Origin of the sequence: Diaphorobacter sp. J5-51 (assembly GCF_001023515.1) — a bacterium.
In the GTDB taxonomy this organism is placed as follows: domain Bacteria; phylum Pseudomonadota; class Gammaproteobacteria; order Burkholderiales; family Burkholderiaceae_C; genus Diaphorobacter; species Diaphorobacter nitroreducens.
Genome location: NZ_JSYI01000043.1, coordinates 1 through 23,590 on the forward strand (window position 1 = coordinate 1; position 23,590 = coordinate 23,590).

General features: G+C 68.6%; 21 protein-coding genes and 3 pseudogenes. 12 read left to right on the forward strand and 12 right to left on the reverse strand.

The window, feature by feature from the left end; genetic code table 11:
* Positions 1-18 precede the first annotated feature (18 nt).
* From pelG to OX89_RS19040, 9 genes and pseudogenes are all read right to left on the reverse strand, one after another.
* A complete protein-coding gene (gene pelG, locus OX89_RS06000) occupies positions 19-675 on the reverse strand; it encodes an exopolysaccharide Pel transporter PelG (RefSeq protein WP_234305513.1) in 657 nt (218 codons plus the stop codon).
* Positions 675-2,207 carry a GT4 family glycosyltransferase PelF gene (gene pelF / locus OX89_RS06005; RefSeq protein ID WP_011804217.1) on the reverse strand — a complete coding sequence of 511 codons (1,533 nt, stop codon included), beginning with the start codon at positions 2,205-2,207 and terminating at the stop codon, positions 675-677. Before pelF ends, pelG begins: the two co-directional genes overlap by 1 nt.
* On the reverse strand, positions 2,204-3,205 hold the full coding sequence (locus OX89_RS06010; RefSeq protein WP_047349949.1) for a membrane protein: 1,002 nt from the start codon (positions 3,203-3,205) through the stop codon (positions 2,204-2,206). Before OX89_RS06010 ends, pelF begins: the two co-directional genes overlap by 4 nt.
* Positions 3,198-4,592: a PelD GGDEF domain-containing protein gene (locus tag OX89_RS06015; protein ID WP_011804219.1), complete on the reverse strand. Its 1,395-nt coding sequence runs from the start codon at positions 4,590-4,592 to the stop codon at positions 3,198-3,200. Before OX89_RS06015 ends, OX89_RS06010 begins: the two co-directional genes overlap by 8 nt.
* A 7-nt stretch (positions 4,593-4,599) precedes the next feature.
* Positions 4,600-5,154, reverse strand: a complete 555-nt coding sequence (locus OX89_RS06020; protein ID WP_011804220.1) for a hypothetical protein — start codon at positions 5,152-5,154, stop codon at positions 4,600-4,602.
* Positions 5,155-5,175: 21 nt separating this feature from the next.
* Entirely contained in the window at positions 5,176-7,680 is a 2,505-nt protein-coding gene (locus tag OX89_RS19025; RefSeq protein WP_255352805.1) for a tetratricopeptide repeat protein, read from the reverse strand.
* Between the two features lie 120 nt (positions 7,681-7,800).
* Positions 7,801-9,069, reverse strand: a pseudogene (locus OX89_RS19030) (tetratricopeptide repeat protein); the annotation flags it as partial.
* Positions 9,029-10,345, reverse strand: a pseudogene (locus OX89_RS19035) (hypothetical protein); the annotation flags it as partial. The pseudogenes OX89_RS19030 and OX89_RS19035, both read right to left, overlap by 41 nt.
* Position 10,346: 1 nt before the next feature.
* A pseudogene (locus OX89_RS19040) lies at positions 10,347-11,918 on the reverse strand (endo alpha-1,4 polygalactosaminidase); the annotation flags it as partial.
* A 13-nt stretch (positions 11,919-11,931) separates the two neighbouring features.
* Between OX89_RS19040 and galE the strand changes: the two are divergent.
* From galE to tatC, 10 genes are all read left to right on the forward strand, one after another.
* On the forward strand, positions 11,932-12,948 hold the full coding sequence (gene galE, locus OX89_RS06040) for a UDP-glucose 4-epimerase GalE (protein WP_013721471.1): 1,017 nt from the start codon (positions 11,932-11,934) through the stop codon (positions 12,946-12,948).
* Positions 12,949-12,988: 40 nt separating this feature from the next.
* Positions 12,989-13,768: an imidazole glycerol phosphate synthase subunit HisF gene (hisF, locus tag OX89_RS06045; RefSeq protein ID WP_047349951.1), complete on the forward strand. Its 780-nt coding sequence runs from the start codon at positions 12,989-12,991 to the stop codon at positions 13,766-13,768.
* Between the two features lie 104 nt (positions 13,769-13,872).
* The gene (gene hisI / locus OX89_RS06050; RefSeq protein WP_199856220.1) at positions 13,873-14,271 is read left to right on the forward strand and encodes a phosphoribosyl-AMP cyclohydrolase; all 399 of its coding nucleotides are present in this window, start codon (positions 13,873-13,875) and stop codon (positions 14,269-14,271) included.
* Positions 14,272-14,277: 6 nt separating this feature from the next.
* Positions 14,278-14,676: a phosphoribosyl-ATP diphosphatase gene (locus OX89_RS06055; RefSeq protein WP_011804226.1), complete on the forward strand. Its 399-nt coding sequence runs from the start codon at positions 14,278-14,280 to the stop codon at positions 14,674-14,676.
* Positions 14,676-15,062, forward strand: a complete 387-nt coding sequence (locus OX89_RS06060; RefSeq protein ID WP_011804227.1) for a membrane protein — start codon at positions 14,676-14,678, stop codon at positions 15,060-15,062. The genes OX89_RS06055 and OX89_RS06060 overlap by 1 nt, the downstream gene beginning before the upstream one ends.
* Positions 15,055-16,095: a patatin-like phospholipase family protein gene (locus OX89_RS06065; protein WP_047349952.1), complete on the forward strand. Its 1,041-nt coding sequence runs from the start codon at positions 15,055-15,057 to the stop codon at positions 16,093-16,095. Before OX89_RS06060 ends, OX89_RS06065 begins: the two co-directional genes overlap by 8 nt.
* Before the next feature lie 39 nt (positions 16,096-16,134).
* Positions 16,135-16,494 (forward strand): histidine triad nucleotide-binding protein, encoded by a 360-nt coding sequence (locus OX89_RS06070; RefSeq protein WP_047349953.1) that lies wholly within the window; start codon positions 16,135-16,137, stop codon positions 16,492-16,494.
* Positions 16,495-16,589: 95 nt separating this feature from the next.
* The gene (tatA, locus tag OX89_RS06075; protein ID WP_012655730.1) at positions 16,590-16,838 is read left to right on the forward strand and encodes a Sec-independent protein translocase subunit TatA; all 249 of its coding nucleotides are present in this window, start codon (positions 16,590-16,592) and stop codon (positions 16,836-16,838) included.
* Positions 16,839-16,870: 32 nt separating this feature from the next.
* A complete protein-coding gene (gene tatB / locus OX89_RS06080; RefSeq protein WP_012655731.1) occupies positions 16,871-17,350 on the forward strand; it encodes a Sec-independent protein translocase protein TatB in 480 nt (159 codons plus the stop codon).
* A 62-nt stretch (positions 17,351-17,412) separates the two neighbouring features.
* Positions 17,413-18,201 (forward strand): twin-arginine translocase subunit TatC, encoded by a 789-nt coding sequence (gene tatC / locus OX89_RS06085; RefSeq protein WP_047349954.1) that lies wholly within the window; start codon positions 17,413-17,415, stop codon positions 18,199-18,201.
* Between the two features lie 134 nt (positions 18,202-18,335).
* Here tatC and OX89_RS06090 read toward each other — a convergent pair whose 3' ends face one another.
* Positions 18,336-19,475, reverse strand: coding sequence for a trypsin-like peptidase domain-containing protein (locus OX89_RS06090; protein WP_047349955.1), 1,140 nt, complete (start codon positions 19,473-19,475; stop codon positions 18,336-18,338).
* 135 nt (positions 19,476-19,610) lie between these two features.
* Positions 19,611-20,954: a ferric reductase-like transmembrane domain-containing protein gene (locus OX89_RS06095; RefSeq protein WP_047349956.1), complete on the reverse strand. Its 1,344-nt coding sequence runs from the start codon at positions 20,952-20,954 to the stop codon at positions 19,611-19,613.
* Between the two features lie 140 nt (positions 20,955-21,094).
* Here OX89_RS06095 and OX89_RS06100 point away from each other — a divergent pair, with 140 nt between their 5' ends.
* Positions 21,095-21,859, forward strand: a complete 765-nt coding sequence (locus tag OX89_RS06100; RefSeq protein ID WP_012655735.1) for a Nif3-like dinuclear metal center hexameric protein — start codon at positions 21,095-21,097, stop codon at positions 21,857-21,859.
* Positions 21,860-21,935: 76 nt separating this feature from the next.
* Positions 21,936-23,003 (forward strand): 4-hydroxythreonine-4-phosphate dehydrogenase PdxA, encoded by a 1,068-nt coding sequence (gene pdxA / locus OX89_RS06105; RefSeq protein WP_047349957.1) that lies wholly within the window; start codon positions 21,936-21,938, stop codon positions 23,001-23,003.
* A 62-nt stretch (positions 23,004-23,065) separates the two neighbouring features.
* Here the strand turns inward: pdxA and mscL are convergent, their stop codons facing one another.
* Positions 23,066-23,494 (reverse strand): large conductance mechanosensitive channel protein MscL, encoded by a 429-nt coding sequence (gene mscL, locus OX89_RS06110; protein WP_011804237.1) that lies wholly within the window; start codon positions 23,492-23,494, stop codon positions 23,066-23,068.
* Positions 23,495-23,590: the final 96 nt, after the last annotated feature.

The window sequence follows — 23,590 nt, forward strand, 5'->3', positions numbered from 1 at the left end:
TTGTCGACATGCTATGCCTCACACACAAAATTTCTGACAAGCTCTGACCACCAGCAGCCACATGCCCGCCGGCAGCACGAAGTGGCCGAGCACGAAGGCGCCCAGCAGCCCCTCCAGGCCCCAGGGGCGCAGCAGCAGGGCGCTGGCCACGATCAGCCCGTAGGCCAGGCCGAACAGGCCGACGATGGCCTTGTAGCGCTTCATGCCCGACAGCAGCACCGTGAGCACCCATACGCCGCTCATCAGCATGAAGCCCGCCAGCATGAGCATCCGGTATGCCAGGCCCAGTCCCGGCAGCACGATGAACAGCGCCAGCGTGGCCAGGACACCCGCCCCCAGCAGCACGATCATCATCAGGCCGTGCAGGTTGGGCATGACCAGGTGCTTGTGCTTCTCGAACAGGCGGTCGGAGATGAAGCGGGTGAACGCGAGCTGCACCAGGCTGGTGTAGATCAGACTGCTGGCCACCAGGTAGGTGACCGAGGTCTGGAACTGCGTCACCAGGGTGGCCGGCACGACCACGCTGGCGCTGAAGATGCCGACGAGCAGGATGCCGACGATGGACAGCACCCAGGGCCCCGAGCCGATCACGCCCGCGTAGGCGTAGGCCTGCACCAGGCTCAGCAGGGTGTTCTTGCGCAGCATGTGGCGCAGTTCGAATCCAATGCCGGCCATCAGGCTGCTCCCGGGGTGCGTGCCAGGGCGTGTTCGTAGACCTGGCGGTAGCGGTCGAACATCAGGGTGTCGGTGTAGTAGCGCTCCACGCGGGCGATGGCCGCGCGGCTGGCGGCCTGCCAGGCGGCGGTGTCACCCAGCAGCTGCAGGGCGGCATCGGCCAACTGCTGCGGCTCGGCGATCGGCACCACCGCGCCAGAAGGCCCGAGCGCGCGGTCTTCCTCGTCGAGCCCTTCGAGGAGCTGGCGGCACGAGCCCACGTCGGTGGAAACGGCAGGCACGCCGGCCGCGTAGCCTTCGAGCAGCACCAGGGGCAGGGCTTCGCTGATGGAGGACAGCACCACCAGGCCGATGCGCGGCATCAGGTCCTCCACGCGCTGCATGCCGAGGAAGCGCACATGCTCCTGCAGGCCCAGGCTGCGCACCAGGTTACTGCATTCCTCGGCATAGGCCGGGTCTTCCTCGGCGGGGCCGGCGATCCAGCCCTGGGCGTCGGGGCGCTGGTTGACCACGCGGCGCATGGCGCGGATGAAGGTCTTGATGTCCTTGATGGGCACCACGCGCCCTATCAGGCACAGCACCGGCGGCGGCTCAAGCGGCCGCTGCGCGCGCAGCGGGGCGAAGCGTTCGAGCTTTATGCCGTTGGGGATGTTGGCGGTGCGCTCGGGCGCGGCGCCGTCCTGCACCTGGCGCAGCCGGTTGGCCTCGTACAGGGCCAGGATGGGATCGGCATGCGCGTAGCAGTAGCGCCCCAGCCACTCGAAGAAGTGGATCCACATCTGGCGGAAGTACGACAGCTCGGTCGGGTCGCGCTGGAAGATGTTGCGGTTGTCGCGTATCCACTCGCTCTTGAACAGGTCGATCTTGCGTTCCTTGGTGTAGATGCCGTGCTCCGACAGGATGAGCGGCACCCCGCGCGTCTGCGCCAGCAGCGCGCCCAGGAAGCCCGCGTAGCCGGTGGAGGCGCAGTGCACCGCGCGCACGGGGATCAGCTGCCGCGCCACGCGCGCCAGCAGCCACAGCGGCTGCAGCATGAGGCGCACGGTCCAGAAGAAATCGACGAACGAGGGGTCGGCGCAATGTGCGCGGTAGATGCCGCAGATGATGTCCCAGGCGCGCTTGCTGTAGAGGAAATCCCCGAGCTGCACGGACCCGCCGGGCATCATCTGCTGCGCCACTTCGCGGAATGCCTCCATGGCTCGGGGAGCCGCCGGGCCCTGGTCGAAGGCGTCCAGCAGGCGCTGCACCAGCGCCTGGCCCTGCGCGTCGCCCCTGCGCGCGGCCGGCTGCGGGTGCCAGTGGGCCTGCTCGTGCAGGAAATGCTCCTCGAAATGCACCACGTTGTCGGGCAGCGGGTACTTGAAGCCGCCGTAGTCCTCGCGCCGGCTGCCCAGGAAGACGATGGCGAAGCGGTACTCGGGGTAGGCGCGGATGATCTGGTTGATCCAGCTCGACACCCCGCCGCTCACGTAGGGGAACGTGCCCTCCAGCATCAGGGCGATGTCGGCCGACTGTGCCTTGGGGTGGTTCATGGCCGCTGGCTCCAGTAGTCGATTACGGGGCGCAGGCGCGGCAGCGCTCCCCATTGCCTGAGCTCGCGCATCAGCGCCTGCGCCTGCGCGTGGTCGCGCCGCTCGAAGGCCAGCTGCGCCAGGTAGGGCAGCACCCGGGTCGCGGGCAGGCCCAGGGCGCGGGCCTTGTCGTAGGCGTGTTCCGCTTCCTGGGTGCGGCCCAGCGCATGCAGCAGGCGCCCGCGGCGCAGGTGCATGGCGGCGTTGCCTTCCTGCCGCTGCAGCACCAACTGGCAGTAGCGCAGCGATTCCTGGATGGCGTGCGCGTGTAGGTCGCCCTGCACCAGCGCCTGGTACACCAGCTCCCAGTACAGGTCGGACAGGCGGTGCGCGCTTTGCAGCTGCTGGCTGCTGTCCGGGAGCGCGGCCTGCAGGGCGTCGAGCTCGCTGTCGATGGCGCGGTTGATGCGTTTCTCCAGGTTGTCGAGCATGCCGTAGGCCAGTAGGCGCAGGTCTTCGCTCGCGTCGCCGAGCACGCTGCGCAGGAGCGGCGAGGCCGTGCGCCCCGAGGCGTATTGCAGCGCGGCCATGGCGCGCATGCGCGCCTGTACCGGCACCTGGGCGTTGGTCAGGAACGAGTGCAGGCCGGCGTGGCGGAACTGGCTCTGCCGGCGCTGGTGCTGGTCGAATTCGGGCAGCTGCACCGCATCGAAGTCTTCCGGGAGCGACCTGCGGCGGTACAGGCGCAGGATGACTAAGGCCGCCATCACGCCCAGGAACCCCGCCACGGGCACGGCGTAGCTGCAGGCCGTCATGAGCAGCAGGGTGGCCCAGCGCGGCTTGGACAGGCGCGGCGGCAGCAGCGGCAGCAGCGACAGCGACAGCAGCACGCTGGCCGCGGCGTGCAACAGCAGATAGCTGGCCAGGGCCGCGTCCGAGCGCTCGGCCAGCAGCCATGCGCCGCTCCAGGCGCTGACCTCCAGCCCCAGTGCCGACAGGCCTAGCTTGAGGTTAAGCATGGGCGATGGCGTGCAGGCGCTGCACGGTGCGCACGGGCTGCGCGCTGTCGGGCTGCACCACGTGCGGGAAGATGCCGGCCTGGGCCAGCGATTGCTGGCTCTTGTGCTGCATCCAGCCCTCCAGGCGGTGGATGTAGCCCTCGGCCGTGGTGGCGTTGCCCAGCGGCATGAGCACGGCCAGCACCTGGCGTCCGGGCGCCTCGATCCGCCAGACCTCGTCGAGCTCGCGCTTGAGGCGCTCGATCTGCGGGGGCAGGTCCTGCTCCAGCGCGCGTTGCTGGAGCTCCAGGGCCACGACGATGCTGGGCACCTGGGTGCTTCTGTGGATGTGGGCCAGGCGCTGGAGCTCGAAGGCGAAGAGCGGCGGGCAGTCCGGGAACTGCTGCACGATGGGCTGGGCCAGCTGGCTCATGGACAGGCCGTCGGTGTAGTAGCCCAGCAGCAGCTGTATGGTCTGCAGGCTTTCCTCCTGCAGGGCGAAGAAGGGCATGTCCTGTACCACCAGCAGGCCGTACATGTCGCCCGCCAGATCGAGCAGCGGCGCAGCGACCAGGTAGCGCGTGTCCTGCTGCGCCGTCACGGCCTGGCTCACGTGGCACAGCTGGCCCGTTTGCAGGGCCTGGCGCACCAGCGGGTCGTCGGCGTGCAGTCCGTCGTAGGCGCCTATGCTGGCGCTGGGCCGGGCGGCGGCGTGCCCGTCGGACACCGCGTGCATGGCCGCGCACTCCAGCTGACAGTACTGCGACAGCAGCCGCAGCAGCGCCTGCGGGGCGAGGGCGTCGCCGCCGTCCTCGCTCCCGGCGTGGCGCAGCGCCGCGAGCGCGTCGCGCATGGACATGGGGCGGGCGATGAGTTCCTGCTCCAGGCGGTCGTGCGACAGGCGCAGCAGGTAATGCTGGCGCACCAGGTGCTCCAGGCGCTGGTCCAGGTACAGCTGCAGGGTCTCGGCGCGGCGCGTGCGCGCCTGCCAGAGGCTGGAGAACTCGCCCACCAGCATCACCAGGATCAAGCCCCCCAGGAAGTACAGCTGGGGGAAGTTGCCCCAGTGCCCCGCGTTGAGCCCCAGCCAGCAGGCCAGCAGCACGCTGGCGCCGCCCAGGCCCGCCATGGGGCCGTAGCGCAGGGCCAGCACCACGGGCGCCAGCCAGGGCCATGGGAATGTGGCCTGGATCTGCAGCGGGTCCTGTGGCGCCCAGGCCAGGCCCAGTGCGACGGCCAGCAGGGGCAGCAGCAGGGTCTCGCCCACGGTGACGGCGGGATGGGTGGCCGCGATGGCCAGCCTGCCCAGCAGATGCCTGGGCAGGCCCGTGCCTGGGAGCGCCCGTGGACGGGCGTTTTCACCGGCCGTCTGGCGGCGTGCGCCGGGGCTGTCGGAGGGTGTTGGCATGCGGCGTTCAGCGGCTGCCGGCCAGGCCGGATTGCAACAGCTTGCGGATCAGCTTCTGCGCCACCGCCGACAGCGCCTCGCGGCTCCAGCCGCTCTGGCCGCCCGAGCCGCTCCACAGGGTGTCGCCCGTGGCCACGTCCAGAATCTGCAGGGTGACGCCTGCGGCGGGCTCACCGTCCACGCCCACCTTGTAGCGCCACTCCTCCACGCTGCCCGCGAGGGCGTAGCGGATCTTCTGCTCGCGCGCCCAGGCCAGCGCGTCTTCGGAGCGCTGCGCGTCGCCGGCGCCGAACAGCGCTTCCTGCTGCGTGGTGGCGGGAGTGCGGCGCACCTGGCCCACGCCCTGCGCGCTCAGCAGCGCCTGGGCGATGGCCTCGGCGCGCTGGCCCGCCAGCGGGGTCTCGGTGTGGTTGGCGAAGGGCAGCACCACCCAGCTCGCCTGGCGGGCCAGCTGCGGCGGGTGGCTCTGGTCCAGGGTGGAGCAGGCGCTGAGAAGGGCGATCGCGCCCGTGGCCAGCAGCAGTCCCAGCTGGCGTGCACGAGAGGGGCGGCGGTGGAGCATGAAGGGTTCTCCTCGATGGTCTTAAAAATGAAGCCGGTACGACAGTTCCAGCACGCGCGTGAGTCCCAGGGACTGCACGCCTGACTTGCCCAGGCCGAAGCTCAGGCGCAAATGGTCCGGGCCCAGCACGCTGCCGGCCAGCCCCAGGCGCAGGTCGTAGCCCGCGCCCAGCAGGCTGTGCCGGGTGAGGCTTACGCTCGCGAAGGGCCGCAGCGCGCGCGTGTGGTCCTGCTCGAAGCGCATGTTGGTGGACAGCCGCACGCCGTAGAACTGGAAGCTCTCGGGCAGGAAGTAGTCCAGGCCCAGGCTCGTGACGCCCGCGGGCGCGAAGCGCTGCAGGAAGTCCTGGCCCTGCTGGCCCAGGAAGAAGGGGTGGCGGCGCTCGAAGCGGTGGGTGGACCAGAAGGCGCCCCATTCCCACGTGGGCGCGTCCTGGCGGTAGGCGTGCGAGTATTCGATCGCGGTGTGGCGCCCGCGGCCCACCTCGGCGCCCGTCTGCAGGCGGTACTGCTCGCTCCACTGCGACAGCAGCAGGCTGTCCTGGCGCGTGGCCTGGTAGCGCAGGTGAGCGGCCACGCGCGTCTTCATGCCGCCCAGGCGCAGCGCCAGGCTTTCCTCGCTGGGCAGGTGCCAGCCCAGTTCGCCGCGCAGGGACAGGCGGTTGTCCAGGCGCTGCTCGTGCTCGATGGACAGGGGCGTGGTGTCCGCGTACCCCCGGCGGCTGGCCACGCGCAGCCGGGTCTCGCCGTCGGCATGGCCCCAGCGCAGCAGCGCGCCCGCGATGTCCTCGCCGGGTGCGTCGCGCAGCTGGTCGGGCGCCGTGACGCGGCGCTGGATGCGGCTCGCGTCCAGGTCCAGCGACAGGCGCGGGCTGATGGCCAGGTGCAGCCGGGCCTCGGCCTGATCTTCGTCGATGGCGCCCAGGTCGCTGTGCCGCGAGAGCATGCCGGCGTGGTCGCTGAAGGCCAGCAGGTTGTCCGTGAGCTGCAGGTGCAGCGGGTTGTCGTCGGGCTGGCTTTCCTGCGTCTCGAAGGCGGCGCTCTGCGCCAGGCGGATGTCGCCCACCGCGGCAGCGGTATTGACGCGGTCGTAGCGCGGCAGGCGCTCGTCGAATTCCTGCAGCAGCTGGCCCGCGGCGGCCTTGTCGTCCTCGGCCAGGGCCACGGTGATCTCGGCCCACAGCGGGCGATTGGTGCGCAGGCTGCGGCTGCGCGCGTACTGGTGCCACAGGAAGCCGCGTTCGGCCGTGTATTCGCCGGCGTCCTGCAGCCAACCTATGGCGGTTTCGGCCGCGGCGTTGGAGTAGCCGCCCTGGGCATCGCGATCCAGGCGCAGTAGCTCGCGCAGCACCTCCTGTGCAGGGTCGCCGGGCCTTTGCAGCAGGATCAGGCGCGCGCGGGCGACGCGCTGCGTGGCCTCCAGCCCTTCCTCGGTGAGCCAGCGCTGGCGCGCCTGCGCGGGAGTCAGGCGCCGGCCGTTCCGCCCCTCCTGCCATTGTTGCGACAGCAGGTGGCGGCGCAGGCGCCAGGCGCGATCCGCCTCCTGGTTCTGCTCCAGGGCATCGGCGTAGTTCATGAGCCAGAGGAAGTCGCCTTCGCGTTCGGCCACATGGGGGCTGAGGTAGCGGTGCAGCGCCACCTGGGGCAGCGACAAGGCCTGGTAGGCGGCCGCCAGCGCCTCATGCAGGTCCTCGTCCGCGCTCCAGGCCTGTTCGTGCGCGGCCAGCAGCCGGCGGATCGAGGCCGCGTCGTTGCTGTCGATGAGCAGCCACAGCAGTGCCTGGCGCATGTCGGAGGACGCCGGATCGATGGCCAGCCCCTCTTCGTAGTACTGCCGCGCCTCTGCGAACCGCCCGGCGTTGTGGTGGTAGCCGCCCACCAGGCGCAGGAATTGCCCCGAGCGGCGCATTCGGGCCAGGGAATGGCGCGCGGCGTCGGGGGTGGGGTCGAGCTGATCCAGGGCGTGCGCGAATTCGTTCCACTGGTTGCGGCTGGAGTACAGGGTCAGGGCCTCGATCAGGTGGCGCGGCTCATCGTGCTGCTGCCAGGCCAGCAGTGCCACCTTGGCGGCCTCCAGGGGCTGGTCCTGCTGCAGCAGGCCGATGAGTGCGTCGTAGTCCGCGACGTCGGCATGTTGCGCGTCCACCAGCTTGCGGTAGGCGGCAATGGCGAGCTGGTCGCGCGCCCGGCTCCTGGCCAGGTCGCCCGTGAAGCGCCACAGCTCGGCGGCCGCTTCAGCGGACGCAGGAGGGTGGTCCTGCACGGCCTGCAGCCATTGCAGGCCCAGTTCGGGCTGGCGGTGCTGCAGGGCCAGCACGGCGGCATGCATGGCGCGCTCGGGGGTGATCTGTGCAGGGTCGGCCAGCAGTTGCCGCCAGGTCTGCAGGGCCAGATCGGGCTGGCCTGCGCGTTCGGCCAGCTGCGCCAGCAGCTCCAGCGCCTCGGGGTCCTGCGCGTGCTGGCGCAGGTAGTCGATGGCGGGCTGGGGTTCACCCAGGCGTTCCTGCGCATCGACCAGGGCGCGCATCAGGCGCGGGTCGCCGGAGCGGCTGCGCAGCTGGTGGCGCAGCGCCTGCACCAGCGCTGCATCGTCGAACTGGCCCGGCGCCAGCCGCAACACGGCCTGCCAGGCGGCGTCCTGGTTCGNTCTGGCGCGCCAGGACGAGCCAGTTCTCCAGCGCGATGCCGGGGCGCTGCGTCCACTCAGACACCTGTGCCAGGCGCTCGCGCCATCGCATGTCGGCGGGGTTCTGGCGCACCGCGGCGTTGGCGATGGTCCAGGCGTCCTCGAGCTTGCGGTTTTCCAGGAACACCTCGTAGCCCAGGGTGTAGGTCTTGTCGTCGAAGGGCAGGGCGGGCGAAGGCCGGGCGGAGGCCTTGTCCGCCACCTGCTGCGCGAGGCGCAGGGCCGGATGCACGAGCAGGTCGGCGCCATCGTCGAACACCGGCCCCGCCAGCGCGGCAGGCGGCTGCGGGCGCCAGGCGACGGGCCGCAGCGCGAAGTCCTGCTCGGCGCTGGCGCCCATTGGGTGACCTGCCGTTCGAGCGCCATGCGCAGCAGGCGGCGCACGTAGTGCTCGGCCACGTCGGGGCGGCCTGCGGCGCGTGCCAGCTGCGTGAGCATGAACAGGGTCTGCGGGTCGTCGGCCAGGGGGCCCAGCTCGCGCTCGGCCAGCTCCAGGGCGGCCGCGGTCTGGTTGCCCGACCGCAGTGCGGCAATGGCCGCGCCGTAGTACGCCTTGGCCTGGGCTGGGTCGGGGGTGCTGTCGCGCGCGGACAGGTAGAGCTGCGCGCAGCCCTCGTAGTCGCCGCGCGCCAGCGCTTCCCTGGCTTCGCGCTCGTAGTACAGGGCGGCCTCGCGCGGGTCCTGCGGGGCTTCCCGGCGACTGAGTGCCAGGGCGATCTCCTGCTCGCCGAACTGACTGGCCAAGGCTGCCAGCCTATCCTGCCGCTCCTGGGGCCAGCCTTCCTGCGCCAGCTGGCGTATGTGCCGCCGCAGCCCATCGAGCAGCGCGAGCCGCCTGTCAGGCTCGCGGTCCGGGACATGCCGGTACTCGGAGTGGAGCAGGTCCCATTGCGCCCACAGCGCTTCCTTGCGCAATGCGGGGTCGGCCGAGTCCAGGGCGGGCTGCAGCGTCGTGCGCGCGCTGGCGGTGTCGCCATGGGCGATCTGGCGCTGCGCGAGCAGCAGGCGCAGGCGCGGGTTGTCGGGGTCGCTGCGCAGCAGGTTGTTCAGGTAGGCGGTGGACAGCTCGGTCTCGCCGCTCGTCGCCAGGCGCTGCTCCAGGTCCTGGCGCGGGTATAGCAGCCACAGCGCGCCGCACGCCATGGCGGTGAGCAGCGCGACGAGCCAGTTGGGCGCAAGGATGGGCCGCTCAACGCTCTGGGCAGAGGATCTGGATCTGGGCGGCGGCATCGGGCAGCTTGAACTGTTGCACTGCGGTGCGGTCCTGTGCGGCAGGGCGCAGGGCGGTGAGGGTGCGCTGGCCGGCGCGCACCTGGCAGGCCTGGGTGTTGGCCAGGGCAAACTCCAGCGGCACATGGCCCTGGAGCGTGAATTGCACGCGCCGGCCATCGCCCTCGGCCTGCCAGTCGACCAGGCGGGCGTTGGCGTCGTGCAGGTAGGGGGTGGCGGCCTCGCGGCCGTCCGTTTGCAGGAAGGCGGACGGTCCGCTCAGGTGCACGTACAGGCCTTCGCCGCCCCGGCGCCAGCCCGCCACGGCCTGGCTGGCGCCTAGCCGGGGCAGCCCCAGCGCCGGGGGCAGCCGCACGGTGCGCAGGGCGCCATTGCTGCTGCGCAGGCGCCAGCCCTCGCCATCGCGGGCCATGGCGTAGTCGTAGAAGTCCTGCACCTTGGTGACGAACTCGGAGGCGTGTACGGGGTGCAGGGGCTGCGCGAGGGCCCAGTCGTAGACTTTCTTCAGCGCCTTGAGCGCGGCGGGCTTGCTGGCCGAGTAGGTGTGGTAGTAGATGCCCACGGGCTTGATGCGCCGGGGGCTGTCCGTCATCTCGAAGGTCTCTATGGCGCGCTCGAAACCGTAGTACGGCCCCGTCCACAGGTTGGTGTAGATGTTCTCGTTGGTGATGGGGGCGTAGACCTGCAAGAACCCGCCCTTGCGGATGCCCAGCGCCCCCACGGCCGTGAGCGAGGGGTTGGCGCGGCTGATGGAGGTGTCGCCGCCGTTGATGTTCAGCAGCCCGGCGCGGTGGGTGATCTCCAGCGCACGGGCGCTGGGCGCCGTGTCGCCCGTCCATTGCAGGACCTTGACGGGCTTGCCGCTGGGCGCCAGGCGCTCGTTGATGTAGTGGCTTGAGCCCACGATCTCGCGCTCCAGGTCCATGGTGTAGCCGGGAACCACCAGGGACTGCGCCGCCTCCGGGTTCTCCTTGAAAAGACCGTGCTGCACGTTCGCGTCCCACAGGAAGGGGTGGCTATAGGTATGGCTGCCGACCTCGATGTGGGGCAGGCGGAACATCTTGCGCGCCACTTCCTCCATGCGCGGGCTCAGGCCGGGGTACAGGCCGTCGGGGGCCACCTCGGCTTCGATGACGGACATGGTCTGGGGGATGCGGTACTTCTCGAATATCTCCTTGAGCAGCACCTGGGCGGCCAGCGGGCTGCCGGGGAACTCCGCCAGCGAGGGAAAGCCGTCGCCGTCCACATGGGCCAGCAACAGGCGGCGGCCGTTCTCNGAACAGCACGTTGGGGTCGAGAATGAAGCCGCCCCAGGGGGTGATGGCGCCGCCAACGAAGGTGCGGCCGCGGGCGTCGCGCAGCTCCACCAGGGGCTGGGCCTGGCGCGCCATGTCGGGCGCCAGCTGCACCAGTTCGGTCTGCCGGGAGGGCAGGGGGAGCGGGTTCTCCAGCCCCATCATGGGGGCGAGCTGCACCTGGCGCAATGCGCCCTGGGGCTCGGCCCTGTCGAGCGCCAGCCCCAGGCTACGCGTGAGGACGCGGTCGGGCGTCATGCCCCAGTCGCCCACCACCGCCAGCGGCATGCCTTCGTGGATGCGCGCCTGCAGCCATTGGCTCAGGCCGGCGCGTTTCGCCGCAGGCACGTAGCCGGAGAACCAGCTCACCACGCCGGCATAGCGGTCGCGCGCCATCAGGCCGGGCAGGCTGTCGCGTACGTCCACGTAGTCCGTCACGTAGCCCATGTGGTTGAGCGGCATCTGCAGGAAGCGGTGGGCGTTGGCGTAGTTGAGCGCGGGCGATTCGCCGCCGTTGTAGAGCACCAGCACGCGTCGCGGCACCGGCTCGATGCTGCCCATGCCGATGGTCGCCAGCTGCGCGTCGGTGACCCAGGGGATGAAGCCGTCCTGCAGGATCCTCTGAGCGGTGGCGCGCGTGAGCGCCCGGTCGTGCGGCGAGACGTAGTCGATCACCAGCACGGGCAGGCCGTCGCGCTGCCGGACGGTGCGCAGCTGGTCCATGAGCCATTGCCGGTCCTGGTTGGGCACTTCCTCGTAGCGCCGGGTCTTGGCATTCCAGCGCTGGTAGAGCGATTCGGCGGCCACCATCTCGACCATGCCCCGCACCTGCGGCAGGATGTCGAAACCCCGGTTGAGGATGAGCCGGATGCCGGGGAAGCGCTGGTGCAGTGTCTCGATCACCCGCACAAGCCCCTGCTGCTGGGCCTGCTCGTCGAACGTGCCCGCCAGGCGGTAGGAGTCCAGCGTGTCGAGAAAGAACCCCCGAAAGCCCCGTTCCCACAGGGGGGCGACGACGCGGCTGGCGAAGAAATCGGGCCATGCCGCCACGCTCTGGTCGATGACCTCCGACTGCCAGTCCTGGTTGCGCGCCAGTTTCCAGTCCGCCGGGATGTCCGCGTGGTAGGCGCGCGAGGGCTGCACCTCGGTCACCGAGACATAGGCGTACACCTTGGTGGCGGGCTCCAGCGCGCGGGCCTGGCGCGCCGCCTCGTGGTCGGGGTCCACCACCAGCAGGTCGAAGGCGCGGAACTCGCCCAGGGGAATTTCATGGCCGTAGTACAGCGCCACCGCGGGCGTGGCGGCCTGGGCGCTCCAGGCCAGCGGCAGCAAGGCCAGCCCCCATGCCAGGCGCGTGCACAACTGCAACAACTGCAAAAGGAAGCGGAAGGCCATGGGACCGGAAGGGGCTGCCAATAGGGTTTTGGAGGGCTTGCGTACCCAAAATTCGAATTGTATTGGGTGCAAAATCGTATCGATTGATTTCCCAATCCATCGGATTGTCACGTTTGTTAACACTGCGTTTGCCACAATCCCGACCAGACTTGTACGCATATAGGAGGGATCTGTGATCTTGGTGACCGGAGGCGCGGGCTACATCGGCTCGCACATGTGTGTGGCGCTGGCTCAGGCGAACGAGCCGTTCCTGGTATTGGACAACTTTGGCAACAGCCGCCCCTCGGTGCTGGAGCGCATCGGGCGCATCACGGGGCGCGAGCCCGAATGCGTGCGGGGCGACGTGCGCGACGCGGCGCTGCTGCAGCAGTTGTTTGCACGCCACGAATTCACGGCGGTGATCCACTTCGCCGCGCTCAAGGCGGTGGGCGAATCGGTGCGCGAGCCCCTGGCGTACTACGACAACAACGTCGCGGGCACGGTCACGCTGCTGCAGGCCATGCGGCAGGCGGGCGTGCGCCAGCTGGTGTTCTCGTCGTCCGCCACGGTGTATGGCGACCCGGCCTCCTTGCCGATACGCGAGGACTGCCCGCTCTCGGCCACCAACCCCTACGGCTGGAGCAAGCTGATGATGGAGCAGGTGCTGGCCGACGTGGACGCGAGCGAGCCCGGCCAGTGGCGCATTGCGCGGCTGCGCTACTTCAACCCCGTGGGCGCGCACGAGAGTGGCCTGATCGGCGAGGACCCGCAGGGCGTGCCCAACAACCTCATGCCCTATGTGGCGCAAGTGGCCTCCGGCCAGCGCGAGTTCCTGAACGTCTGGGGCAGCGACTACCCCACGCCCGACGGCACGGGGCTGCGCGACTATATCCATGTCTGCGACCTGGCCGAGGGCCACGTGGCGGCGCTGCGCTACCTACGCGAGCACCCGGGCCTGCTGACGGTGAACCTGGGCACGGGCCGGCCCGTGTCGGTGCTGGAGATGGTGCGCGGCTTCGAGCAGGCCAGTGGCCGCCCCGTGCCCTACAGGCTCGCCGAGCGCCGCCCGGGCGACGTGGCGGCATGCTGGGCCGACCCGGGCCTGGCCGAGCGGCTGCTGGGCTGGCGCGCCACGCGCGACGTGCAGGCCATGTGCCAGGATGCCTGGCGCTGGCAGGACGGCGTGGCGCGCACGCTGCAGCCGGCGTGAGCCGTGGTATCTTGCGCGCCCCAGCCGTAGAACGATTCCCATGCTTGCCAAACGCATCATCCCCTGCCTGGACGTGACCGGTGGCCGCGTCGTCAAGGGCGTCAACTTCGTCGAGCTGCGCGACGCGGGCGATCCGGTGGAGATCGCCGCGCGCTACAACGCGCAGGGCGCCGACGAGCTCACCTTCCTGGACATCACCGCCACCAGCGACGAGCGCGACCTGATCCTGCCCATCATCGAGGCTGTGGCCAGCCAGGTCTTCATCCCCTTGACCGTAGGCGGCGGCGTGCGCACCGTGGAAGACGTGCGCCGCCTGCTCAATGCGGGCGCGGACAAGACCAGCTTCAACTCCGCCGCGATCGCCAACCCCGACGTCATCAGCCAGGCCTCGGCCAAGTACGGCGCGCAGTGCATCGTCGTGGCCATCGATGCCAAGCGCCGCCAGGGCGCGGAAGTAGCCGAGCGCGGCGAGGGCTGGGATGTGTACAGCCATGGCGGGCGCAAGAACACCGGCCTGGACGCCGTGCGCTGGGCCGAGGAGATGGCGCGCCGCGGCGCGGGCGAGATCCTGCTGACCAGCATGGACCGCGACGGCACCAAGAGCGGCTTCGACCTGCAGCTCACGCGCGCCGTGAGCGACGCCGTGGGCGTGCCCGTGATCGCCTCGGGCGGCGTGGGCAACCTGGACCACCTGGCCGACGGCGTGCAGCAGGGCGGCGCCGACGCGGTGCTGGCGGCCAGCATCTTCCACTACGGCGAGTTCACCGTGCGCCAGGCCAAGGAGCGCATGCGCGAGCGCGGCATCCCCGTGCGGCTCTGACGCTGCGAATGGATGCCAAAAAGGCCTGTAGCGCGCTTCCAGCAAGCGCTGTAAGCTATAAAAAAAGTAGCGAACATGGGCGTTGTAGCTGCCGATGACCGACAATGGACACCATGAACTGGCTTGATCAAGTGAAATGGGATGCGCAGGGCCTGGTGCCCGTGATTGCGCAGGAGGCCGCCACGGGCGACGTGCTGATGTTTGCCTGGATGAACCGCGAGGCGCTGGCCAAGACCGCCGAGCTGGGCCGCGCCGTGTACTACAGCCGCTCGCGCGGCAAGCTGTGGTTCAAGGGCGAGGAGTCGGGCCATGTGCAGCAGGTGCACGACATTCGCCTGGACTGCGACAGCGACGTGGTGCTGCTGAAGGTGACGCAGCTGGGCCACGAGCCCGGCATTGCCTGCCACACGGGTCGTCACAGCTGCTTCTTCAACGCCCTCCACAATGGCGCGTGGCAGGCTGTCGATCCGGTCTTGAAAGACCCCGAATCCATCTACAAATAAGAAGCCATGACCCGCACCGATACCCATGCCCCTCTGTCGCAGGACGCGCTTGCGCGGCTGGCCGGCGTCATCGAAAGCCGCAAGCCCGCCAACGGCGGCGACCCTGACAAGAGCTACGTCGCGCGGCTGCTGCACAAGGGGCCTGACGCCTTCCTCAAGAAGGTGGGCGAGGAGGCGACCGAGGTGGTCATGGCGGCCAAGGACTTGGACCATGGCGCTGACAAGGCCAAGCTGGTGTACGAGGTGGCCGACCTGTGGTTCCACTCGATGATTGCGCTGGCGCATTACGGGCTTGCCCCCGCCGACGTGATTGCCGAGCTGGAGCGCCGCGAGGGCATCAGCGGCATCGAAGAAAAGGCCCTGCGCAAGGCCGCAGCCCGCAGCAGCGAAGAAGGAGGTGCGTGATGAACAACGATATCGTCGACGTGGAGCCCAGCGAGCGGGCCGAATCCCTCAAGACGGTCGGATGGGTCAGCTACATCCTGCACCTGATCGTGGCCGTGGCGGCGGTGCTGCCGGGCGCGCAGCCTAGCGCCGCGCTGCTCATCGTCGCGCTGGTGATCGACCTGGTGAAGAAAAGCGATGCCGCGGGTACCTGGCAGGCCAGCCATTTCTCCTGGCGCGTGCGCACCGTGATCTGGGCCGGCGTGCTGTACGCGGTCACTGCGCCGCTGTGGCTGGTTTTCTTTTTTCCGGGTTGGGTCGCCTGGGGCCTGATCTCCATCTGGTTCCTCTACCGCATCGTGCGCGGCATGGTGGCCATGAACAAGGGGCAGGCCATCGATGCCTGAGCAGGGCGCGCCGCAGCGGCTCAACCTCGCGCTGCAGGGCGGCGGCTCGCATGGCGCGCTGACCTGGGGCGTGCTGGATGCGTTGCTCGAAGACGGCCAGTTCCTCATCGACGGCGTGAGCGGCACCAGCGCCGGTGCCATGAATGCCGTTGCGCTGGCCCACGGATTCGCCCAGGCCGCGCGGGAACACAAAGACCCGCTGGAGGCGCACCGCGCCGGCTGCGAACTGGCGCGTGCCACGCTGGCGCGGCTGTGGGAAGGCGTGGGCACACTTGGCAGCCTGACCTGGGGCATCCCCTTGCCCGGTGCCGGGCCGCTGCTGGGCATGATGTCCCACTGGCTGTCGCCCTACCAGACCAATCCGCTGGACATCAACCCCCTGCGGAGGGTGCTGGAGCGCGAGGTGGACTTCGAGGCCCTGGCTTCTGCGCGTGCGCCGCAGTCCACCACTGTGCCGCAGGTGTTCGTGTGCGCGACCAATGTGCGCACCGGGCGCGGGGAGATTTTCACCGGCAAGCGGCTCAGCGCCGATGCCGTCATGGCTTCGGCCTGCCTGCCGCTGCTGTTCAAGGCGGTGGAGATTGACGGCGAGCATTACTGGGACGGTGGCTATTCCGGCAACCCCGCGCTGCACCCGCTGATCTACAAGACCGACTGCGCCGATGTGCTGCTGGTGCAGATCAACCCCATCGAGCACCAGGGCGTGCCCGACAGTGCCAGCGAGATCATGGAGCGCATGAACGAAGTCACCTTCAACGCCGCCCTGCTGTCCGAGCTGCGCGCCATCGAGTTCGTGCGGCGGCTGCTGGCCGAAGGCAAGCTGGACGCGCGCCGCTACAAGAGCGTGCGCATGCACCGCATCGATGGTGGCGCGGTGCTCGAGCCGTTCGGAGCCGCCAGCAAACTGCGGGCGGACCTGGCCTTCGTGCGCCGCTTGTTCGACCTGGGCAGGGCGGCCGGCCAGGATTGGCTGCAGGCCCACCGGGCGGACGTGGGTGTGCGCACCACGGTCAACATCGCCGACAATGCATGACCTTTCCACTGCCTGTTGACCGCCTTTTAGCCCTCCGCCATGCAGCACGACCCGAACTGCCTCTTCTGCAAGATCATCGCCGGCCAGATCCCCTCGAAGAAGGTGTACGAGGACGAGCGGGTGTTTGCCTTCCACGACATCCACCCCTGGGCGCCGGTGCATTTTCTCGTGGTGCCTAAGGTCCATCTGCACTCCATGGCAGCGGTCACGCCCGACCACGCGGACCTGCTGGGGCACATGATGACGCTGGCGCCGAAGCTGGCGCAGGAGCAGGGCTGCAACCCTTACCCGGATGGAGGATTCCGCATCGTGGTAAATACAGGTTCCGAGGGCGGCCAGGAGATCCACCACCTGCACATGCACGTGATCGGCGGTCCCCGTCCCTGGCTCAAGGGGTAAGTCGGCGCGCCTATAGCCGCCGTGAAGTTGCTAGGGATATGAGGGGCCCGACATATCCGCCGTCTAGAATGGGCCGTATTCGTTAGGAGATTTTCATGGGTTCGTTTTCCATTTGGCACTGGCTCATCGTGCTGCTGATCGTCGTGATGGTGTTCGGCACCAAGAAGCTCAAGAACATCGGCTCCGACCTGGGCGGCGCGGTCAAGGGTTTCAAGGACGGCATGAAGGATGGCGCCAGCACCGATGACTCGGCTACCACCAGTGCGCCCGCGGGCCAGGTGACCAACAACAGCGCGGCTGCCGACAAGACCACGATCGACGTCGAAGCCAAGCACAAGAGCTGAACGCCTACGCCTTTCCTGCCTGAGCGTTCCTCATGATCGACATTGGCCTGTCCAAGATGGCGCTGATTGGCGCCGTGGCCCTCATCGTCATCGGCCCCGAGAAGCTGCCGCGCGTCGCGCGCACGGTGGGCACCTTGCTGGGCAAGGCGCAGCGTTACGTGGCCGACGTCAAGGCGGAGGTTAACCGCTCCATGGAGCTGGACGAACTGCGCAAGATGAAAGACACCGTGGAGAACGCGGCGCGCGACGTGGAGCAGACCATCCACACCAGCGCCAGCGATTTCCAGAAGGACATGGAGCACAGCCTGGGCGACGCCTCTGCTTCCGGCAGCACCTACGGGGTGGACCAAGGCCTGTCCACCGTGGTCCCGGCGTACAAGCACCCCGCCAAGAACTGGCGCCTCAAGCGCGGTGCCATGCCCCAGTGGTACAAGGCGCGCGCGGGCGTGCGCACGCGGGTGCAGTCAGGCGCGGCGCGCGTGGCACGGTTCCGCCCCCAGAAATTCCATTGATCCCCTGATGGGCTGCGCCCCGCGCAGCCCGCGCGGGCCATGATCCCGCCCCCACCCCCACCATGTCCGAAACACCGAACCAAGAAGACGAGCTCGCCGGTACCGAGCAGCCTTTCGTGCAGCACCTGATGGAGCTGCGCGACCGCCTCGTGAAGGCCATGATCGCGGTGGGGGTCGTCGCGGCCGCCCTGTTCTTCTACCCCGGTCCCGGCCAGCTGTACGACTTCCTGGCCGCGCCCTTGGTGGCCCACTTGCCGCAGGGGGCGACCATGATTGCCACCTCGGTGATCTCGCCCTTCATGGTGCCGCTCAAGATCCTGCTGATGTCGGCGTTCCTTGTGGCGCTGCCTTTCGTGCTGTGGCAGGTGTGGGCCTTCGTGGCCCCGGGGCTGTATTCGCACGAGAAGCGCCTGGTGCTGCCGCTGGTGGTTTCCAGCACGGTGCTGTTCTTCATCGGTGTGGCGTTCTGCTACTTCTTCGTGTTTGGACAGGTGTTCAGCTTCATCCAGGGTTTTGCACCCAAGAGCATCACCGCCGCGCCGGACATCGAGGCCTACCTGGGCTTCGTGATGACCATGTTCCTCGCCTTCGGCCTGGCCTTCGAGGTGCCGATCGCCGTGGTGGTGCTGGCGCGCCTGAACGTCGTGAGCGTGGAAAAGCTCAAGAGCTTCCGCGGCTACTTCATCGTGGTCGCGTTCGTGATCGCCGCCATCGTCACGCCGCCGGACGTGGTGTCGCAACTGGCGCTGGCGATTCCCATGTGCCTGCTCTACGAGTTGGGGATCTGGGCGGCGCAGCTGTTCATCCGCCATACCAAGGCACCCGAGGATCCGCAGGAATCCGCGCCGTGAGCGTGCGCTGAGCCACCGCCGCGCTGCGGGGGGCGCCGGCGCCCGGTGGTGCACCGTTCAGGAGCGGAAACAAAAATAGCTTCCAGCGCTTTGTAGACAAGCGCGGGAAGCTATTTTTTTGATAGCAATGCCGTTCAGCGGCGCTGCTGCACGCGGGGCCGCGTGCCCGGCACCACCGATACTTCCAGCCGCGCGTCGCCGCGCTGCAGCGCAAAGCTGGCCGCGGAGCCGGGCTTGAGGGACGCCACCGCCGTGAGCAGTTGCGACACGTTGTTGGTGGCTTTGTCCTCCACGCTCAGGATCACGTCGCCCGGCCGCACCCCCGCCACTGCCGCGGGACCGCCCTGCAGCACGCCGGTGATGATCACGCCCTCCGTGGCCTTGACGCCAAAGGTCTGGGCCAGTTCGGGGGACAGTTCGTTGGGCTCCACGCCGATCCAGCCGCGCGTGACCTGCCCGTCGCGCACGATACCGTCCAGCACCAGCTTGGCCGTCGACACGGGAATGGCAAAGCCGATGCCCATGCTGCCGCCTGAGCGGGAGTAGATGGCGGTGTTGATGCCCATCAGGTTGCCATTCACGTCCACCAGCGCGCCGCCGGAGTTGCCGGGGTTGATGGCCGCGTCGGTCTGAATGAAGTTCTCGAAAGTGTTGATGCCCAGTTGGCTGCGACCCAGTGCCGACACGATGCCGCTGGTGACCGTCTGGCCCACGCCAAAGGGATTGCCGATGGCCAGCACCTGATCGCCCACGGCGAGCTGATCGGAATCGCCCAGCACGATGACGGGCAGCTTGTCGAGATCCACCTTCAGCACGGCCAGGTCGGTTTCAGGGTCAGTGCCGATCACGGTGGCGCGTGCGCGCCGGCTGTCCGTGAGCGTGACCTCGATCTCGTCAGCGCTCTCGACCACGTGGTTATTGGTGAGGATGTAGCCGTCGGGGCTGATGATCACGCCGCTGCCCAGGCCGGTTTGCGCCTGGGTGCCTTGGTCTCCAAAGAAGAACTGGAACCACGGGTCGTTGCTGCGCGGGTGGCGCACGGCCTTGCTGGTGTTGATGCTGACCACCGCTGGCGCCGCCTTGCGCGCCGCCCCACTGAAGCTGCCCGCCGCGGGCTGGGCGGACGTGGAGGAGGGCGCCTCGATGAGCGATATGCCAGCGCCGCTGCGTGTGGCGCCGCGCTGCAGCCAGTCGGGCTGCAGAGTGGCCACCACGAAGTACGCAGCCAGCAGCACGGTAACGGATTGGGAGAGCAGGAGCCAGAGGCGTTTCATGGGGCGTGATGCGGTTGGAAGGCGAGCGCAAATTGTAGGCGTGTGCCCCGGTTTTGGGGCGTGGGACGGCGCGGGGCGAGTCCCCGCAGACGCAGTGGCGGGCCTGGCGTTGCGAGGGGCCTGCCTCGCGTCGCATCAGCGCATCTGGAACAGTTCCTGGTGGAAGGCCTGCGTGGGCAGGCCGTGCGCGGCCAGGTCTGCCCGCAGGGCAGAGGCGAACGGTATCGGGCCGCAAAACCAGACGCTGGCGTTTCGCCATTCGGGTACCAGCGCTCGCAGACGCTCGCCGTCCAGGCGCCCGTCCTGTGCATCCACGAACAGGTGCAGGCGCACACCGGCGGCCTGCGCATCGACACGCAGCTTGTCCAGCGCCACCGGGTCGTGGTCGGCGGTGGTGTGGAACAGGTCGATGGGCCGGGCGGAGTGGGAGCCCCCGTGCGCGAGTTGTTTCATGCGTGCGACGAACGGCGTAATGCCGATGCCGGCGCCGATCCAGATCTGGCGTGGACGCGCGTCGTCGAATGTGAAGCAGCCGTACGGCCCCTCCACCGTCACGTGGTCGCCCACGCGCAGGCGGTCGGGCAGGCGGCTGGTGTGGTCGCCGAGGGCCTTGGTGATGAAAGTGACGCACGGGTCTTGTGGCATCCACGCCGATGCGATGGTGTAGGGGTGCGCGCCTTCCTTGGGGTCGGAGGTGACGAAGGCGAATTGCCCCGCGCGGTGCCCCGGCCAGAGGCCGTCGAGACGGATGCGCGTTTCCAGCACGCGCAGCGCGGGATAAGGCTGCAATGAAACGATGCGACCCTGAACGGTGCGGCGCCCGCCCACGCGGCGGGTCAGTACCAGCACGGCTGATACCGTGCCGGCGGCCACCAGCAGGGCCAGCAGCCAGCCGATCGGCTGCGACCAGTAGCTCCATTGCACCAGCACCACGGTGTGGAAGACCAGCACTAGGTAAGCCACGGCCAGCAACTGGTGCGTCTTGGCGAACAGCCGGTACGGAAAGCGCTTGACCAGCGCCAGCACGATGAGCAGTACCGCTGCGTAGAACGCCCACTCGCCCACGCCTTCGGCGAGGCCGCGCCAATCGCGCAGCGTGGCCTCGGCAAGGCCCAGGTTCTCGGCAGGCGGGCGCGGCCCGCGCGGCGGCCGGGTGAGCCAACCCCATCCCACGGCCCATTTGGTGCCCTTGGCCCAGAGCCAGTGCACCGTGCCGATCGCCAGCGCGGCGATGCCCAGCCACTTGTGCAGACGGTACATCTTGTCCAGCCCGTCCAAATGCCGCTCCAGCCACACGGGGCGCACGGCCAGCAGCATGGCGAGCGACATCGCGCCCATCACCAGCACACCGCTGTATTGCACCCAGACGGTGCGCAGCGCGAAGTAGCCCGGCTGCGCGGGCCATAGCGTGTCGGCCATCAGCCACAGCGCGGTGAGGCCGAGCAAGAAGGCCCAGAAGGCCCACGTGATGCGTTTCATCCCAGTTCCCTGTTGGTTGTCATGGTGGTTTGCCAGGCAGTCTAGGAGCGCGTTTGCGCGGGATTTTTTAAGCAGTGTGAAGCATGGGTAAACACGTTTGATGTGGGTCAGCGCAGGGGCACATCGCGGACAATTGCCGCATGTCTCATCCTTCGCATACCGACCGGGACGCGCTGCTCGCGGCCTTTGATGCCGAACTGCAGCCCGAACGCTTCAAGGATTACGGGCCCAATGGGCTGCAGGTGGAAGGCAGGCGCGAGATCGCGCGCATCGTCAGCGGAGTCACGGCCAGCCGCGCGCTGATCGATGCCGCCATTGCCGCGCGGGCCGACGCCATCTTCGTGCACCACGGCTTGTTCTGGCGGGGCATGGACGGCCGCGTGACCGGCTGGATGAAGCAGCGCCTGCAGCGCCTGCTGGCACACGACATCAATCTGTTTGCCTACCACTTGCCACTGGACGCGCATGCGCAGTGGGGCAACAACGCACAACTGGGGCGCGTGCTGGGCTGGCAGCCCGACCAGCGTTTTGGCGAGCAGGACCTGGGCTTTGCCGCGCCGGCGGACTTCGCAGATGTGGGGGCGCTGGCCGCGCACGTGCAAGCGGCGCTGGGCCGTGCGGCCACGGTGGTGGCGCCGGAGCAGGTGCGCCCCATCCGCCGCGTGGCCTGGTGCACGGGCGGCGCGCAAGGGTTCTTCGAGTCCGCCATCGCCGCGGGGGCGGATGCCTTCATCACCGGCGAGATCTCCGAACAGCAGACCCACCTCGCGCGCGAGACGGGCGTGGCCTTCATCGCAGCCGGCCACCATGCCACCGAACGCTACGGTGCGCCGGCGCTCGCGGCCCATGTCGCGCAGCGGTTGGGGTTGGAGCACCGCTTCATCGATATCGACAATCCTGCTTGAGTTGTGCTATTAAAAATATAGCTACTTGCGCTTTATGGTAGAGCGCTAGAGCCCTATTTGATCTATAGGCTTATTCATGAATGCACTTCCCGCGCTTGCCATCACCCAGGGGGATCCAGCAGGCATCGGTCCGGAAATCGTGGCCAAGGCGTTTCGCGATGCGCCACAGGTGCTGCGCGGCTGCTTCGTGGTGGGAGACCTGCCGACCATGCGCCGCGCGGCGTCCTGCATCATGCGGCCGGGCCAGCCCAGTTTGCCCGTGGCGCGCCTGGATGCGCACCGTGCGCCGGTCGACCTGGCCGACATTCCGCCGCGCTGCCTGCCCGTATGGCAACTGCCGGAATTGGAGGGCGTGGCCCCTGCGCCCTGGGGGCGGGTGAGCGCCGAAGCCGGACGTGCTGCGGCGGCGTGCGTGGTGTGGGCTGCGCGTGCTGCATTGCGTGGTGAGGTTGCGGCGCTGGTGACGGCGCCTTTGCACAAGGAGGCGCTCGCGGCCGCGGGCGTGCACCATCCCGGTCACACGGAACTGCTGCAAGCCGAGGCAGCGCTCCATGCGGGCGTGTCCTTGCAGCAGATGCCCGTGCGCATGATGCTCGCGAATGACGAGCTGCGCACCGTGCTCGTCAGTATCCACGTCGCGCTGCGCGATGCCATTACCGCGGTGACGCAGGACAGCGTGCTGCAGACGCTGCGGATCACCCATGCCGCGCTCTCGCGCAGCCTGGGGCGCGCTCCGCGCATTGGCGTGGCGGGGCTCAATCCGCATGCGGGCGAGGGGGGCTTGTTCGGCCGCGAGGAGCTCGAAATCATCGCGCCGGCCGTGACGCAGGCGCGCAGTGAGGGGATCGATGCCCACGGCCCGTTTGCACCCGACACCATTTTCATGCGCGCCCGCTCCACGCCGCAGCGCGCCGGCGAGTTTGACGTGGTGCTGGCCATGTACCACGACCAGGGCCTGATCCCGGTGAAGTACTTGGGCGTGGACAAGGGGGTGAACGTCACGCTCGGGTTGCCGCTCGTGCGCACCAGCCCCGACCACGGCACGGCCTTCGACATCGCGGGGCAGGGGACGGCGGATGCGGAGAGCCTGATCGAAGCCGTGCGCATGGCGCGGCAGTTGGCGCGGCCCCGAACGTCTCCCTGAAATCCAAAGGCCCGCCGCCCGGGGAGGGCGGTGGGCCTTTTTACGCGCCCTCTGGCGTGCTGTCAGCGCTTGAGGCTGTCGCGGATCTCGCGCAGCAGCTGGATGTCCTCGGGAGTGGCGGGCGGGGCGGGCGGCTCGACGGGTGTCTCACGCTTGAGCCGGTTGATCTGTTTGACCATCACGAAGATGATGAACGCGAGGATCACGAAATTGACCGCGACGGTGATGAAATTGCCGTAAGCCAGTACCGGCACGCCCGCTTTGCGAATCGCCTCCAGCGTATAGGGCGTGCCCTCCGGCACGCTGCCCAACACGATGAACAGGTTGGAGAAGTCCAGCTTGCCGAACACCAAGCCTACGACCGGCATGATGAGGTCGCTGACGACGGAGTCGACGATCTTGCCGAAGGCTCCACCGATGATCACGCCGACCGCGAGGTCAATGACGTTGCCCTTAACGGCAAACTCCCGAAACTCTTTGGCAATGCCCATTTCGTTTCTCCTTTGATATAGATGAAAACACTGAACTATTGCCTAGCTTAAGTCCAGCAGCAGCGTTGGAATAACCATTTTCACTCCGCTACAATT